Annotated in this window: 16 protein-coding genes; 13 read left to right on the forward strand and 3 right to left on the reverse strand. The window is 59.4% G+C overall.

The annotated features are described in order from the left end of the window. The first annotated feature begins 67 nt into the window (after window positions 1–67). Window positions 68–730, forward strand: coding sequence for a TetR/AcrR family transcriptional regulator (locus tag QQJ96_RS06310; protein WP_284331120.1), 663 nt, complete (start codon window positions 68–70; stop codon window positions 728–730). 77 nt (window positions 731–807) lie between these two features. Here the strand turns inward: QQJ96_RS06310 and QQJ96_RS06315 are convergent, their stop codons facing one another. Next, window positions 808–1,710, reverse strand: a complete 903-nt coding sequence (locus tag QQJ96_RS06315; RefSeq protein WP_284331121.1) for a LysR family transcriptional regulator — start codon at window positions 1,708–1,710, stop codon at window positions 808–810. Between the two features lie 159 nt (window positions 1,711–1,869). Here QQJ96_RS06315 and QQJ96_RS06320 point away from each other — a divergent pair, with 159 nt between their 5' ends. The 6 genes from QQJ96_RS06320 (at window position 1,870) to QQJ96_RS06345 (ending at window position 6,305) form a co-directional block, all read left to right on the forward strand. Further along, complete coding sequence (locus QQJ96_RS06320) at window positions 1,870–2,193, forward strand: carboxymuconolactone decarboxylase family protein (RefSeq protein ID WP_284331122.1); 324 nt, start codon at window positions 1,870–1,872, stop codon at window positions 2,191–2,193. A gap of 47 nt (window positions 2,194–2,240) precedes the next feature. Continuing rightward, complete coding sequence (locus QQJ96_RS06325) at window positions 2,241–3,236, forward strand: aldo/keto reductase (RefSeq protein ID WP_284331123.1); 996 nt, start codon at window positions 2,241–2,243, stop codon at window positions 3,234–3,236. A 384-nt stretch (window positions 3,237–3,620) separates the two neighbouring features. Further along, entirely contained in the window at window positions 3,621–4,463 is an 843-nt protein-coding gene (locus QQJ96_RS06330) for a class I SAM-dependent methyltransferase (RefSeq protein ID WP_284331124.1), read from the forward strand. 82 nt (window positions 4,464–4,545) lie between these two features. Beyond that, complete coding sequence (locus tag QQJ96_RS06335) at window positions 4,546–4,881, forward strand: ArsR/SmtB family transcription factor (protein WP_284331173.1); 336 nt, start codon at window positions 4,546–4,548, stop codon at window positions 4,879–4,881. 4 nt (window positions 4,882–4,885) lie between these two features. Next, a complete protein-coding gene (locus QQJ96_RS06340) occupies window positions 4,886–5,386 on the forward strand; it encodes an SRPBCC family protein (protein WP_284331125.1) in 501 nt (166 codons plus the stop codon). A 64-nt stretch (window positions 5,387–5,450) separates the two neighbouring features. Further along, entirely contained in the window at window positions 5,451–6,305 is an 855-nt protein-coding gene (locus QQJ96_RS06345) for an alpha/beta fold hydrolase (RefSeq protein WP_284331126.1), read from the forward strand. A 55-nt stretch (window positions 6,306–6,360) separates the two neighbouring features. Here the strand turns inward: QQJ96_RS06345 and QQJ96_RS06350 are convergent, their stop codons facing one another. Beyond that, the gene (locus QQJ96_RS06350) at window positions 6,361–6,948 is read right to left on the reverse strand and encodes a hypothetical protein (protein WP_284331127.1); all 588 of its coding nucleotides are present in this window, start codon (window positions 6,946–6,948) and stop codon (window positions 6,361–6,363) included. Between the two features lie 287 nt (window positions 6,949–7,235). Here QQJ96_RS06350 and QQJ96_RS06355 point away from each other — a divergent pair, with 287 nt between their 5' ends. The 5 genes from QQJ96_RS06355 (at window position 7,236) to QQJ96_RS06375 (ending at window position 10,430) form a co-directional block, all read left to right on the forward strand. Beyond that, window positions 7,236–7,715 (forward strand): DUF7010 family protein, encoded by a 480-nt coding sequence (locus tag QQJ96_RS06355; protein ID WP_284331128.1) that lies wholly within the window; start codon window positions 7,236–7,238, stop codon window positions 7,713–7,715. Window positions 7,716–7,784: 69 nt separating this feature from the next. Beyond that, window positions 7,785–7,943 (forward strand): peptide-methionine (R)-S-oxide reductase, encoded by a 159-nt coding sequence (locus tag QQJ96_RS06360; RefSeq protein ID WP_284331129.1) that lies wholly within the window; start codon window positions 7,785–7,787, stop codon window positions 7,941–7,943. A gap of 563 nt (window positions 7,944–8,506) precedes the next feature. Then, window positions 8,507–8,872 carry a helix-turn-helix domain-containing protein gene (locus tag QQJ96_RS06365; protein WP_284331130.1) on the forward strand — a complete coding sequence of 122 codons (366 nt, stop codon included), beginning with the start codon at window positions 8,507–8,509 and terminating at the stop codon, window positions 8,870–8,872. Continuing rightward, window positions 8,869–10,167: a type II toxin-antitoxin system HipA family toxin gene (locus QQJ96_RS06370; protein ID WP_284331131.1), complete on the forward strand. Its 1,299-nt coding sequence runs from the start codon at window positions 8,869–8,871 to the stop codon at window positions 10,165–10,167. Before QQJ96_RS06365 ends, QQJ96_RS06370 begins: the two co-directional genes overlap by 4 nt. A gap of 95 nt (window positions 10,168–10,262) precedes the next feature. Beyond that, a complete protein-coding gene (locus QQJ96_RS06375; RefSeq protein WP_284331132.1) occupies window positions 10,263–10,430 on the forward strand; it encodes a hypothetical protein in 168 nt (55 codons plus the stop codon). Between the two features lie 193 nt (window positions 10,431–10,623). Here QQJ96_RS06375 and QQJ96_RS06380 read toward each other — a convergent pair whose 3' ends face one another. Beyond that, window positions 10,624–11,712: a helix-turn-helix domain-containing protein gene (locus QQJ96_RS06380; RefSeq protein WP_284331133.1), complete on the reverse strand. Its 1,089-nt coding sequence runs from the start codon at window positions 11,710–11,712 to the stop codon at window positions 10,624–10,626. Between the two features lie 288 nt (window positions 11,713–12,000). Here QQJ96_RS06380 and QQJ96_RS06385 point away from each other — a divergent pair, with 288 nt between their 5' ends. Beyond that, window positions 12,001–15,624, forward strand: a complete 3,624-nt coding sequence (locus QQJ96_RS06385) for a hypothetical protein (RefSeq protein WP_284331134.1) — start codon at window positions 12,001–12,003, stop codon at window positions 15,622–15,624. Window positions 15,625–15,726 lie beyond the last annotated feature (102 nt).

Consider the following 15,726-nt stretch of genomic DNA (forward strand, 5'->3'; position numbering starts at 1 on the left):
TGGGTACCGCGCCAACGGCGGCGGTAGACTTAAGATGTAGGGCGTTTTCGAGATGTGGTATTCGCTTATGGAAACTGGGTCGACGCCAGCGCTAAATCCCCGGAAATTGCCGCGTCAGGGCAGATCCATCGCGACCGTAAACGCCATTTTTGAGGCAACCGCTCAGGTTTTGCTGAGCGACGGGCCGGTTAGCCTGAACACCACTCGCGTGGCCCGTCGGGCGGGTGTTTCGATCGGGACGCTGTACCAGTACTTCCCAAACAAGCAGGCGCTGCTCTTCGCGACCCTGGAGCGGTACATGACGAGGTTGGTCGAGGCCATAGAGAACGCTTGCAGTGATAGCTTGGGCACCACGGTAGACCTGATGGCCGGTGCCGTAGTGAAGGCCTATCTAAAGGCGAAGATGGCGCAATCGGAGATCTCTCCCGCCCTCTACCAGGTCGCGATGGAGCTGGATCCCCGCCGATTGGCTGAATTGGCAACGCAGCGCAGTGAGAAGGCGATCGAGGCCATGCTCTGTAGCGCGGGCGATGATCGTCCAACTGATCCACATGTCGTTGCCCAGACCATGACAGCGGCCATCTACGGTACCGTGCCAGCCTTTTGCCCCCGCGTCTTGTCCCCGGTCAACGGCAGGGAAGCCGAGAAGCAGCTCACGATCATGTTTCGGTCGTATCTCAGCGCGCAGCAGGCGACTTCAGTCGGGCAACGCAACACATCGCTGGGATAGCAACTGATCGAGCTGGGGAAGGGGGATTGGAAGGAGTTGCCTGGGGTAGGGTGGCGATGTTCAGGGACAGCTTCCGCCTACGCCTTATGTGAGCGGTATCGAAGCGCATCGGCCAGCAAGGCAAATGCACGCGATGGTTGTCGCCGACTTGGGTAATACAGGTGATAGCCCGGAAACAGCGGGCACCAGTCATCCAGTACTTGGCGCAGACGGCCGGCTGCTATGTGCGGATGGACCATGTCTTCGGGCAGATAGGCGAGGCCAAAGCCGGCAAGCGAGGCGGCGAGGATTCGCTCGATGCTGTTGAAGGTCAGTCGGCCTGCCACACGCACGTTGAGTGCGTGGTTGTCCTTTTCGAATTCCCACGCATACAGGCCGCCATGCGTAAGGAAGCGCAGGTTGATGCAGTCGTGTCCGGTGAGGTCGCGTGGGGTAGTGATCGCAGACATGGCATCCAGGTAGGCCGGTGCGCCCACTACCACCAGCCGCGTGGGCGGGCCGATGGGCACCGCAATCATGTCCTGTGCCACCTGTTCGCCCAGGCGAATGCCAGCGTCAAAGCGCTCGGCGGCGATGTCGGTGAGCGTGGAGTCGCTGATCACTTCCACGCGGATGTCCGGGTACTGCCGCAAGAAGATCTCCAGCACGGGCCACAGGATGGTGGCGGCAGCGTGCTCGCTACTGGTGATGCGGATGGTGCCACTGGGCTCGTCGCGCAGTTCGCTCAACCCGGCGAGCGCGGCGTCGATGTTTTCGAAGTTGGGCGTCAACGCCTGCTGCAGCCGTTCGCCGGCTTCGGTGGCTGACACGCTGCGTGTAGTGCGGGTGAGCAGGCGCAGGCCTAACCGTGTCTCCAGCCCTTGAATCTTGTGGCTGAGCGCCGACTGCGACACGCCAAGCTGGGCGGCGGCGCGGGTGAAGCTGCCTTCGCGCACGACTGTGAGAAACGCCTGCAGGTCGTTGTAGTTCTCGCTGCCCATGGTCGGGCCCCATGATTTATCGATACAGATCATAAGTCCATTCGATATTTACCGTCTTATCAGATAGGTATGCGGGGGTCAGACTGGCGTAGCCGTCGCGGCCTGGCGCTCATCAATGGGCTGGTCGGCGAATGGGCTACGTTCTCAAGGAACCCGACCATGACCGACTTCACCCAGAAGACCCAAGGCCCATTCGCCGACATCGCGCCTGCACTCGATCAACTTACGCAGCAGGTGTTGTTTGGCGAAGTCTGGGAGCGGCGGGAACTGACCAAGCGTGACCGTAGCCTGGTCACTGTCGCCGCCTTGATCGCGCAATACCGCATCAACGAACTCCCGTTCCATCTGAAGTTCGCGCAGCAGAATGGTGTCACGCGCGACGAACTGATCGAACTCATCACGCACCTGGCCTTCTATGCCGGTTGGCCGGCGGCGAGTACCGCCGTAGGGATTACGCGCAAGGTGTTCGCGGAAAACAGCTGAGCGGCCCGCTTGCGTTGATCCATTTTCCAAATCTAGTGAGGTGACCTGTGCAAAAGCGTTTGCTTGGAAAGACCGGCCTGGAAGTCTCGGCCCTCGGCTTTGGCTGCATGGGGCTGAATTTCAGCTACGGTCATGCTCTTTCGGACGACGACGCCATTGGCTTGATTCGCGACGCCTTTGACCGGGGCGTGACTTTTTTCGATACCGCGGAAGTCTATGGACCGTTCACTAACGAAGTGCTGGTCGGCAAGGCCTTGGCGCCCGTTCGTGAGCAGGTGGTCATTGCCACCAAATTCGGCTTCGACATCGACCCCGCGACCGGGAAGAACAGCGGCCTCAACAGCCGACCGGAGCATATTCGCGCTGTGGCCGACGCCTCACTCAAGCGCCTTGGCGTCGACACCATTGATCTGCTGTACCAGCACCGTGTCGATCCCGATGTGCCGATCGAAGACGTGGCTGGTGCAGTCAAAGATCTGATTGCCCAAGGCAAGGTCCGCTATTTTGGTCTGTCCGAGCCGGGCGCGCAGACGGTGCGTCGAGCCCATGCGGTGCAGCCGGTCGCCGCCCTGCAGAATGAGTATTCGCTATGGACCCGTGGTCCTGAGACCAATGGCATTCTCGACGCGTGCAAGGAACTCGGCATCGGCTTGGTCGCCTATAGCCCGCTAGGCAAGGGCTTTCTTACTGGAGCGATGAGCAAAGACACCAAGCTCGGCGACAACGATTTCCGCAAAAACCTCCCGCGCTTCTCGCCTGAAGCGATGGCTGCAAACCAGGCATTGGTCGACCTGCTGAAGGCGATCGCCGAAGCCAAGTCCGCAACGCCCGCGCAGATCGCGTTGGCATGGCTTCTCGCCCGCGAACCGTGGATTGTCCCGATTCCGGGCACCACCAAGCTGCATCGACTGGAAGAGAACTTGCGCGCCGCCAACATCGAGTTGACGGCTGCCGATCTAGCCAGCATCGAGAAGGCTGCTGCGGCCATTCGGATCGAAGGGGAACGCTATCCGCCGCACCTGATGGCTATAACGGGCCGTTGATGGTCCAGCTGTCGCTAAGGATGGATGCCATTCCCTAAACATATATCTATCAAATTCATAGTGTTATATCTACAATCTCGATAATATATCACGTAGTCAACCGGCCAAAGGGGTGGCGTGCGCAGGCCAGGCATATCATGATCTATTTTGTCAAGAAAGTAACATAACTTAATGAAATTATTTAACTAAATAATCTCTTGGCGCGGACGTGAGCCACTTCTCCCTAGCCGCGCTGATAACGACTTACCAGATCCTTTAGCCGCGCACGCTCCTGGCTATCCATGGCGGCCTCGTCGATCATCGGCATTCGCATGGCTGTCATGTGGGGGAGGCGTCAGGTGGCTTGGATTCCTGGTCTATTCAATCCAGATATGCAGGCGGCCCATGAATAATTCCGTCGCGCCTTCTGGACTCCTTGGAGATACCGCAGCCCGTGACTACTCCGGGAAATTGAAGCTATTCAATGCATTCGCCAAGCCAGAGCTTTGCCAATCGATCGCGTACCTTGAACCGAAGCCGGGCATGCGTGTCCTGGATGCTGGATGCGGAACGGGTGAGGTGCTCGATTGGCTCTCAGCCACGGTCCAGCCTGAGGGAATGGCTATTGGCATTGATCTCGCTGCGGCACATGTAGCCGCAGCACGCGCCGTGGCCAGTCGAGGCACGCTGCTTGTACAGGCGGACCTGTTGATGGCTCCGTTGGCTCACGCGAGCTTCGATTTGATCTGGTCAGCCAATGTCATCAATCATCTGCGCGTTCCCTCAGTGGGAGTGGAGGCCCTGATTAGCTTGCTCCGCCCAGGAGGCAGCATTGCGTTGGGACAAAGCTCGCTCCTCCCGGATATGTATTTTGCGTGGGATGCAAGGCTCGAACGCGTATTGAATGAGGCTATTCGTCAGTACTACCGCGATCGTTATCAAGTTAACGAGCGCGAGCTGACAGCTGCTCGCGCGAATGTGGGGTTGTTGCGCCGATCCGGGTTACGAAACCTCAGGGCGCGCACAATCATGATTGAGCGCATGACACCGCTACGTGATGAAGACAAGAGCTATCTTGTCGACGTTATTTTTCGTCACGCTTGGGGGCCGCGCCTGCAGCCCTACATGTCAAGCGATGACTATGATGAGCTGTCGCGGCTGTGTGATCCTTTGCACCCGGATTTCGCGCTGAACCGCCCCGATTTCCATTTTCTGCAGACCTTTACTCTAGTAGTCGGCGAACGCTAGGCAGGCCCCGTTCGGGTTGCAGCTTAAGCCCGCGTGGGGCATCCGCTTGTAAATCACCCATGCGGGCTTTACAGTGAACCAAATGGTTCACTGTAAAGCCCGCCTCGACGCAACGTTTGCCGCGCTCTCCGATGTCACCCGACGCGGCGTGCTGGAGCAGCTCGGGGATTCAGACGCCTCCATCACCGACCTTGCCCAAAGGTTTCGCATGACCCTCACGGGCATGAAGAAGCATGTCAGCGTCTTGGAGCAGGCGGGGCTCGTGATCACGGAGAAGGTCGGGCGCGTACGAACCTGCAAGCTCGGCCCGCGCCGGCTGGAAGAAGAGGCCGCTTGGATCGAGCGACACCGGCAACTCTGGAGCGCGCGCTTCGACGCGCTGGACGAGCTTATCGAGCACTTGAAACGCAAGGAGTAGGCAGATGCCCAACGTAAAAGAAGGTAGTTCCGCCGCCATGAACCGCACCGACGTGAAACGCAAGTCCGACCGCGAACTCATCGTGACGCGAACGTTCGATGCTCCAGCACACATCGTGTTCGAAGCGTGGAGCAACCCGGAACTATTCAAGCTTTGGTGGGTTCCGAAGTCGGTGGGCATGTCGCTGCTCTCGTGCGATATGGATATTCGCACCGGAGGCAAGTATCGCCTTGTGTTCAACCATCCGGACTTCGATCAACCGATGGCGTTCTTCGGCACGTACAGAGAAGTGACGCCGCACAAGCGCATCGTATGGACAAACGAAGATAGCGCCCAGGGCGCTGTGACCACGGTGACGTTCGAAGAAAATGCCGGCAAGACGCTGGTCACCTTCCACGAACTCTATCCCACCACAGCGGCTCTCGAGGAAGCCCTCGCCGGTTCGGCGGAAGGCCTGCCCGAACAGTTCGCGCAGCTGGATGAATTGCTCGCAGACAGATCGTGACCACGGCCGCGGTCACCAGCATAGTGAGGACGATATGCTCAGACGCGATTTCCTGAAGACTGCCATGGCGACCGCGGTGCTGACTGCGGTCCTTCCCGTTCAAGCCAAGGAGACGCTCGCCGTTTCGAACGAGCATTTTGCCGACGTCAATGGCCTGCATCTCTTTTACAGCGTGCATGGCGCCGGCAAGCCGCTCATTCTTCTCCACGGTGGCATCAACCCGGACAGCTTCGGGAGCAATCTGGCCGAACTGGCCAAGGGCCGGCAGGTGATCGCCGTCCACCTCCAGGCACATGGACGCACGCCAGACACTGACAGGCCACTGCGCTGTGAAACGATGGGTGACGACGTTGCCGCCCTGATCGGCCATCTGAACTTCGGCAAGGCCGACGTAATGGGCTACTCGCTGGGCTCCCACGTCGCGCTGCAGACCGCTGTCCGCCATCCGGAGCTGGTCGACCGGCTCGTGCTCGTGTCCGCAGCGATGAGGCAGGACGGCTTTTATCCGGAGGCGGTGGCGGCCTTCAAGCAGTTGGAGGCCAACGCCGTCACGTTGGGCCCTAGCGTCAAGGCATCGCCGTTAGGGAAGACCTATCCCGATGTCGATTGGACCAAGCTCTTCAGGAAGGTCGGCGACCTGACCAAACGCCCCTTCGACTGGAGCGCCGGCGTCGCCAAGCTTCAGGCGCGTACACTGCTGGTCTTTGCCGACGCTGACGCCATCCGGCCCGAACACATGGTCGAGTTCTGGAAGGCGTTGGGAGGCGGCCAGCGCGATGCCGGGATCGACGGTTCCCTGCGGTCCGCAAACGAACTCGCAATCTTGCCGAATACCACCCACTACACGCTCCCTGTCGATCCGATGCTGCCGGAAATCGTTGGACGCTTCCTCGGAGCTACATCGAAGGCCGTAGGTTAGGGGCCCGCGAAGCGCTCACGGAGCTATGCCACGCGTTTAGTCGCGCGGCTCGGATTCACTTGATCCGGCGCACATCCTGTATCCAGTTGGTTTCCCAGGTTTTGCCGCCATCACCCGAGTAGGCCTGCTCCCAGTGCGCAGTGGTGGGCGTGATCCGCGACCAAACAAAGCGCACCTTGATCGGTTTGCCGCGCAGTGTATCGCTGGCGTAGAAGGTACCGATGCCGTGCACGAAACGGCCCTTGACCGGCGGGTCGAGTGCGCCATGGGGATTGCGGCCATCAATCCACCAGATCGCCCACAATCCCGTCTTCGGATCGTAAGCGCGCGGTGCTACGCCGCGATAGATGCCTTCGGGTGTATCAAACTCGGTATCGTCGACATTCGCCAATCCACCCATAAGACTGAACGAGCGGATCGTGCCGTCGAATTCCTCCCAGTCGTGACTGCCGACGAGGCGATCTTTCAGTCGTCGACTGTGCGTGCGCCAACTGCCGATGAAAAAGTCGAAATCGCGTACGCCGGAAAGGTCGGATGCCTGCTGCGGTTTCGGCGCATCCTGCGAGGCACGGGCGGGAAGGCCAGTAGCGATGATGGCAACCACCGCCAGGCTTGCTGAAACTGCGTAACGAAGAAGGGACATAAGACCGCCCTCAAGACTGTAGTGAGTGCGCGAGGGCTCCGATCTTACGCTTGGTGCTGCCGCTGTGGGTGTGCTTGAAGCACTGCTGGGCAATCAGCGGGCAGGGGCGATGATGCGAAGGTGCTTGATTCCGCCTGCAACGGTTTGACAGCTGTCACTGGCGGTGGCTTGGTAGGGTACCCATAATGGCGACACGATTCGGCGCTACTCGGGGATATTCAAAGCGTCGATCATCCGATCACAATCAAGGGAAGGGGAAGACAGTGGGATTTTGGGGAGCAATCATAATGAGCATCGCCGGTACCATCTTTTTGATGGTGACGGTCAATTTGTTGGGCGGTACTCACGGGGTGTTGGAAGCTGTACCTGTTTTGATACTGGCTGCCTATCTAGTCTACGCGTTTCGAGTTCGCCAACGTTTGCCAGCAATTCATGAGCCCACGAAGCAAGCTAGCAAGGTGATTATGTGGAGCAGCGTTGGAGAGGGTTTTGGCATCCTGGTTGCCATCAACATCGTTAAAAACATAGGTCATCCCGAGTGGGTGGTGCCCGCCATGGCCTTGGTCGTCGGCCTGCATTTTCTACCCATGGCTTTCGCCATCCCCTTCAAGCTGTTCTATGTGCTTGGCCTTACCTTGATCGCGGGTTCGATCGTAGGAACCTTGCTCTCACCGGCCGTGGGTCCCGTGCTCTCGGGTCTCATCGCAAGCCTGGGGTTATGGACGGCTTCTGTCCTCGCTTTACGCCGGGAAGCATCCTGGGCGTGATGCAAAACGGCTTTGTTTGATTTTCGCGCAGTTTGTAGCGCCCAAGCCTGGTGGTGAGGGCGCTCAAACGTGGGGCACGCCGCTCCCATAGCGATTCACCAGACCTGTCAGCAGTGCGCGCTCGCGGCTATCCATGGGCACCTGTTCCCTGACGGCCCGCCGCCGACGGGATTGCACTATTGCATCAATGGTGTTGCCATGAACTTTCTGCCGGATGCCGCCCCATAGGCGAAGCGATCTGGATAGCGAGGGTGCTACCGTGACCCTCATGGCCGTCATTCCCGGGGCTTACCTTTAATAAGGCCCATCCTTATTAAAGGCTGGCATCGTTTCCTTTAATAAGGATGGGCCTCATTAAAGGCTGGTCGGATTTCATGACTTAGCATCCATGACGCCAAGACACTGTTTCCGCAGCTGGTAAGGGCCGCTCTGGCGCGGGAGTCATTTCTTGACATATCTCGTCAAAAAAATAGTGTAAGTCCATGAAGATATTGCAATAAATTGCACAGAGCCTCGACCACGACGTGGATCCTTTCGAAGCCAGAAACTCAGCTCGAAATGTCGCGCGCCTACGGTTTCATTTCAGGTGCACGGTCGGCCCATGGATGCTGCAGGTGTTGCTTGATGCGCGCCATCAAGGCCATGTCCATTGACATCGTTTCCATTGATCCATAGGGCCTCGCGCCCGGACATCCTCGCGGCTATGGGATCGCAGGGCATAAGGTATCTTATTTGATACCTTATACTAGGTATCTCTTGACATACCTTAGCCAAAAATCTAACGTAAGCCTATGAAAACACTGCGTGAAATGATTTCAGGACGTCGGCGCGAACCGCCTTCCTTGATGGATTTTCCCCGCGAGATCGGTAGCCGTTTGCGGCGTCAACGCATGGCGTTTTCCTGGCGTCAGTCGGATCTCGCTGAGCGGGCAGGCGTGTCAGTTCAAACGATCAAGTCAGTAGAGAAGGGAGAGCATGTCTCCTACGAAAACCTGCTCCGCCTGCTATTGGTGCTTGGCCATGGAGTGGATTTTTTGCGCATGTTGGAATCGCCCCATTTCCCGACGCTTCGGGCTCAGGAGCGGTATTGGGAACTCGGCTCGACGAGTGTGCTCCACGGCAAACGCATACGGTCCACGACAGAGGAGGGGCGATGACCTTTTCCCAAGCGTGGCTAGAAGCGAAAAACCATCAACTCGAAATATGGGCTGAGCATCTTCCGGAGCCTGTCCTCGTCGGGCGGCTCAACTATGAAGTGGAAACAGGCGAGAGCTATTTCGAATGGAGTGAATTCGCACGAAAAAACCAACTGGCACTTTCTCCTATCTCCATGCCGTTGACCAGGCCGATCTGGTCCACCCGAGGAGCCGACTCGTTACCGCGGGAATACCTGGGCTTGCCCGGCATGCTCAATGACACGCTGCCGGATGGATGGGGGCTTTATCTCATGGACAAGGCCTTTGCGCGGTTGGCGATCAAGCCACAGCACATTTCTCCTGCCGTGCGCCTGGCTTATCTAGGTAACCGTGCGTGGGGCGCATTAACGTTCCGCCCGGTTATCGCGGATGGCCACGATCAAGAATTGACGCTTGACGCGCTTGGCCAGGACGTCGAGGCCGCCATCGAAGGACACGTTGAAGACGTTTCCAATGAACTGCTCAGGGCGGGAAGTTCACCCCAAGGCGCCCGCCCCAAAGTCATGGTGGATTTGTCGGACGACCTTCAGCGTGCGCGGGTAACCGTTGGAGTTCCGGAGAGCGGATTCAGTTCATGGCTGATCAAGTTTGCCGCTCGGGACGAGCCTGCTGATGCGCCCATCCTTGAGCGCGCTTACATGGATTGCGCCCGCGAAGCGGGACTGCGTGTCATGGACAGCATGCTGATGGATATTCATGGCAAGCCCGCCTTCGCCACTCGACGTTTCGATCGGACACCCAGCACCCGGATCTTCTGTCACTCCCTCGGCGGCCTGATCCATTTTTCGCACCGGGGCGCGGGCTTGGACTATGCGCACATCGCCGAAGTCATGGGAGAACTATCCGTTCCAGAGACGTCTTACCGCGAGGCTTACAGCCGCGCGGTGTTCAATGCCGCAATGAGCGTACGCGACGATCACTCCAAGAACTTCGCATTCGTCCTGGACCAGGCCCGTCAGTGGGATTTGTCGCCCGCGTACGATCTAACTTATATGGAAGGCCCAGCTGGCCATCACACGATGAGCTTTGCAGAAGGGACAACGCGAGACCCGACACGTGACGATCTGGCGAGGTTGGCGGGCTATTACCATATAGCTTCGAGCGAAGCTGCCCGCATTGTCGAGGATGTACTGGATGTCGCGGCACAGGTAGGCACGGTTGCGCGAGGTCTAGGTGCCAGCAGGGCCACCGTTGCGCCGGTCGTTCGTCGTCTTCAGGAAATCGCTCGGCCGCTCAGTCGTAGTCAGGGGCGCTGAAAGAAGGTGTTTGCCATTGAGCTGCGTGCAGACAAAAGCTCCACAAGACCCAGCTTTCTAGGCTGGTGGGCCAAGCGGCAAAAGGCGAATCGTTCGTGACCGCCAAGGCCGGCAAGCCTATGGTGAAGGTGATCGCCCTCGACGCACCAGAGCCTTCGCATGTCAGGCGGTTCGGCTTCCTGGCCGGACAAATCAGCGTGCCAGACGATTTCGACCGGATGGGCGAAACGGCGATCATGTCCATGTTTGAGGGTGGCGCATGAGGCTGCTGCCGGATACGTATTGTCCGAGCTCATGATTGAAGCCAGCTCGCAGTTTAAGCCTCGGAAAATCACGGACACTCGGTTCCGACGATCGAATGTGTTCGTGGCATGGTCCAAAAAAGCGGGGCGGCGGGTCCGGCTAATAGAGCCGACGCAATCCAATCCAACCTGCGAGCGATGGTGGAGTTGGAAGTCAGCCACGCAGCCACTGCAGTCCCATCGCCCTGAATTCCAGCGGGGCCACCCCATAAGCCCGACGGAACGCGCGCGTAAAGTCAGGGTGACTGTTGAAGCCAAGTTTTGAAGCCATATCAGTCATTCTCGATGACGGTGAACTGAGCAATGCTTCGGCGGCCTCACGCAAACGGCAATTGCGGATGTACGCGTGCAGGCCGCCTTCGTGCTCAAACATCCGGTAGAGCGTGGGACGGGCCAGGGGAAAGGCGCCGAGAATCTTGTCCGGCGAGAGTTCGTTGGAATACAAATGGTTGTGCACGTAAGCCTTGATACGGCACAACATGGCGGCGCGAGCGGCGGCGCGGGCACTATCGCTCAAGCGTGCCTGCTTCTGAAAGGCGGCCAAAATAAGTTGCACGCAGGTCTGCAAATGGCTTGCCGCCATCGTATCGTTCATCGTCCGCAGATCCCGGCACAGCACCGATAGGTGTTCGCGAAGCAGGTAGGTCAATGGCGTGGTGTAAGCGACGATGCCGCCGTGAATCGACTCGGCGTTGGGAATCGCCTCCTCAACCACGGCGCGCGGCAAGAAAAACGCCAATACGCGCGCGCGCGTAGGGCGTTTCATGTGCATGGTCTGATTCATGTCCAGCGCCAGAATGCCGGGCATGAATTGCGTCGACTTGCGCTGCTGGGACGGTCCCGTCACCGTTTCGGCAATCCCCTCCGCGGCAACGTGAAAAACGTAGTCGCGCATGCTGTCGCGGGAAATGCGCGCGGCGGTGCGTATTTGGGACATCGGGTCCGTGCGGCTGTCCAGATAAACCATGTCCTTGAGCGCATAGGTATCGATTTCCCCGCGGAAACCGTTGGCTACCTGCGCGCATGACAGCGGCACTTCGAGTATGCGTCCTACGTAGTCGCTCCACGCGAGCATCTGCAGGCCCACGGCTTCATTGGCCACGCTGAAGTTTTGGCGAACGATCAAGGGAGCGTTGGCATCGGTGTTGCGCCTAATCGATGCGTAGGCGTCTTGCCGATGGTGGGAAACCAGGGCCTGCTTGATCGCTTCGGAGTAAGCGCGGTCTGAATTCGGTAAGGCCACCCAAGAGTCCTTTTTGAGCCTGGCTTAAGGTCGCAAGGCGGTGAGCCAGCGCAGCCGACGTTTTCGTCCAAATGCATGCGTTGCATTATCGCCTGAAAAACGCGACTTAACCCTGTGTCTCACTTTTTGGCGAGGAGCTCCGAACGACCAGGCCGATGCCATATCCTGAAACGGATAAGCAGGTGCAACTCGCCGGCAAGGCGCCTTAAGTCATTGATGCATTGGCGTGTTCTGCGTGTTGCAAGCTTGAACAGGATGCAACGCAACGTTATCCAAGGGGGAATCCGCATGAGCACGACCTGGCAGTCTCGATCGACCGAAGCACACTTGATGCACTTCAGCTTGCCGCAGGTAGAAGCGTCGCAAGAGCTTACTTTGAATGTGTGTCTTCAGCGCTTTCCGCTACAGCGGCACAACGAACAAACCCGCCTTCAGGCGCGTCAAGCCCATGGTTTCCTGCGGCATGCCTCCGATAGGGATCTGACCCATTACATCGACGTGCGGCTACCCACCGACGCGGTGGCGCTGATGGAGGTGACGCGACCGACCATGGTGGACGGCGTGATAGCCGAGCAGACGGTGCACATGGGTATCCATCTGCCGCGCCGGGGCCTGCGCAAGGCCATCCAGCTTATCCGCGAGAGTGACACGTCGCCGGACGTTCATCCGAAGCTGGCGCGTTTCGCCCATTTGCTGAAGACCGATGGCGAGGCCGCCGATCTGTATCCCCAGGACCTTAGCGCTTGGCAAACACCCGTCGATTCTGCCGAGGCGCTGATATTTACCCATCCGGACATCATCTATCTCGACGCCAAGGGCGGCGAAGACGAGATGCCCGGTTACATCGTCAACAAGTGGGTGGCTGCGGCGCTGAACCACACGGGCGAGTTGGAATACGAGATCGAAAAACTGGGGGACAGGTGGATCAAGACGGAGCGGGCGCTAGGGCCCGATGGCGAAGCTTTGTCCGACGACAAAGGCCAGCCCGTTTTTACCCGCATCCTTCATCCCAACGTACGTCGCGCCTTGGGTGGCACGGTGGCCCTGGCGGTCAAGTGGGTCAAGCAGGACGAGAAGCTGCGCGGGGTGAAATGGACGCAGCAGTACGGCAAGACCACGGATAGTTACGCAGCTTCAGCAAGCGACGGCGCGGCGCCGCATGCGACCTTGCTTGCTGCCGAAGAGGCCGTTGCCGCGGCCGGACCGTACAAGTGGTCGCTTGCCAATCGCACGCCCGGCAGCGGACTGTCGGTCGACCCGAACTTGCGCTTTGCGCCTGCTCCACAGCAACAAGTGTTCAACACCACCGATACCTGGTTAAGCGCGGATCCCGCGCCGACCGCGTTGAGTTCGGAGGTGGTCAAGGAGTTGCTGGCCGGCCGCGTGTTCGTGCAGCTATCCACGCCCGAGTATGCCAACGGCTTGCTGCGCGCGCAGCTGGTCCCGAAAGGGACGGTGGAAGAGGGCAAGGAGGTGGAGTTCGAGGCGGTGTTCAGCGGCGCTTCGACCGTACCGCCGGTATCGACTGAGGCGAGCGCCACCGGTACCTTCCGGCTCAATGACTTGCGCACGGCAATGACGTTTACCATCAGCGCCAAAAAGCTGGGTGCATCGCCCAGTGGCGTGCTGGGGATCGGCGCAGCAGGGGAGCGAGGCACCGGCGTGCGTCCGTTCACCATCGCCGACGACAGCGCCTACGGCACGCTGACGCTAACGTGCACCAACGAATGGTTGCGGCATCTCTCGGCCTGCGTGCGCTACCTGGACGAAACCGGCAAGGTGATCGAGCCCAAGAATTGGTCTGAAAAGATTCCCGGTGGCTTGCGCCCGATTTTTCAGCAGGATCCCAACACCAAGTTCCTCGACCTGGTGTCGCCCGTGCGCACGGTGTTCGCCATTCCGATCCCGCCTGATCCGACCGAGATCTCGATACCGGTACCGGAGAATGCGCGCACCATCCAGGTGTATTTCGGCGGTCTTGGCAGCGGCGGCAGCTACGACACCGCGATCTGCCCGGTGGGTGTGGCGGTCACCGTGGTGGCCGAGATGGCGGTGCCGATGATTTTGCTTATCGCCGGCACGGCGGTGACCAATTCCAAGACCATGGTCGACCTGATCGCGAACAAGGAAGTGTTGTTTGCCGTGTGCACGGTGGCCGGCTTTCTGGTCGCTGGCAGCTCGGCGGCCTACATCGGTACCTCGCAAGATCCCTCGAGCGCCGTGAAGGACGTCGCCATCAGGTTGGGCCCGATGCTGCTGTCGCCCGCCACGGCGCTTGGCCAATACTTGCTCAAGAAAGTGGCCGAAGGTGCGGCACAGCGTGCGGTACCCTTTTTCAACGTGTTCGCCACGGTCGTCAACACGGCGGTTACCGCGGCGCAGTTGTGTCAAACCAGCATTGAAGTGGCATCGTCGCCGTGGGTGTTCAACGCGGAAATTACGCGGGCTATCGATCTGGAAGTCACCCTGCACCCGGACGATCGCTACAAGCGCTTCCCGGATCTGGCCAAGACCTATGCCGTGAGCGTGGTCTACGACAAGGGTGCGACCCTGCCCAAGCAGGTGTTCGAGCTGAAGAACGGCCCGCCCTGGAGCAACCCGATCAAGGTGAAGTTCTCCCAGGTGCCGGCCGGCGGAAGGCTCAAGGTGTATGTGTTTTTCTACGCCGAAAACGGCTGGCAGGCCGGGCAGGGCGAGTCGCCGTGGCTCGATGCCAAGGGTACCGACGGATCGACCCTGGTCATCAATCGACTGCAAATCACCACCAACGAGGTGCCGCTGGGCACCTGGTCGGTGTACAGGCATGCCTCCAAGATTGCCTACGATCGGGCCAAGGGCGCGTATTACTGGCTGGCGACCAAAACGCCGCCGACGGCTACCGCAACCACCCCGTCGCCTCACCCGGAAAAATCGATACAGCGATTGCTGTCCATTACCACGGCTCAGCGACCCGCGATGATGGCCTACAGCTGGCAAGCCACGGGCCTCAACCAGCCGCTTGACGACGCCAGCAAAGCGCCGACCAATCAATCCATGTACACGCTGCAGAATCTTTCCACGCTGGAGGACCCAGGCAGTGCCTATGCGACACCTCCGGTCGGCTTCAACAACGCACCGGGCGTGTTCTATGACCTGGCCAGCCCTGAGGACGGCAGCGGACGCAATTTCTTCGCCGATGCCACAAGGGGAAATTTCCATGCCGCGGACAATCCGGCCGGCGGCATGCATATACGCCGCGTCGCGCTGACCTACCGCGGCAAGCCGCCGACCTTCGCGACCCGTAGCAACGAAAGCTGGGGGCGCTTCCCCTTGCCGATGGATCGCTACATCCTGCACCCGCAGGGCATCGTGCTGGGCATCAACTACAGCACCCACAAGATCTTCATCCTGCGCCTGCCGGTCAAGCCCACGACGGACGACAAGGCACCGATCGCGACGATGTCCGCCGGCGAGGGTTGGCGCGAGGGCATGCTCAATGGGCCGCGCGCCATTGCCTCCGGCGTGGATGGCCGTGTACTGGTGCTGGAGGGAGGCAATGATCGCATCCAGGCCTTCGATGTCGAGGGTAAGCCCGTGGCCTATTTCAAGGACCCCGACGGCGGCAGCGCGAAGCTTTCCACGATGAAGTTGCGCGAACCGGAAAATTCCACCTATCTGGATCTCGCGGTGGAAGCCAAGGGTTATCTGTACGTGCTTCGCTACCGTGGTTCGGCGGAACCGCAAAACTATCGGGTCGACCTGTACGAACCCGACGGCCAATTCCTGGTTTCAACGCCAAGCGTAGCGGCCGACAAGATTACGGTGGACCTGCTGCGTAATATGTTCGCGCTCAACTACGAGGTCATCCTGGGCAAGGACGGGCGCACCGAACCTTCCGTCAGCCTGTGGATTCCGCCACCGCCGAAAGAATGACAGGGGAAACGAGTGCAAAGCATCGATCGCGAAGAAACCAGTGCCGCTCCGCAGGCCGACTTTGCACTCATGTTCCAGGGCAAGTACAAGCTGTCGATGAGG

The organism is Dyella flagellata, assembly GCF_030160275.1.
In the GTDB taxonomy this organism is placed as follows: Bacteria; Pseudomonadota; Gammaproteobacteria; order Xanthomonadales; family Rhodanobacteraceae; genus Dyella_B; species Dyella_B flagellata.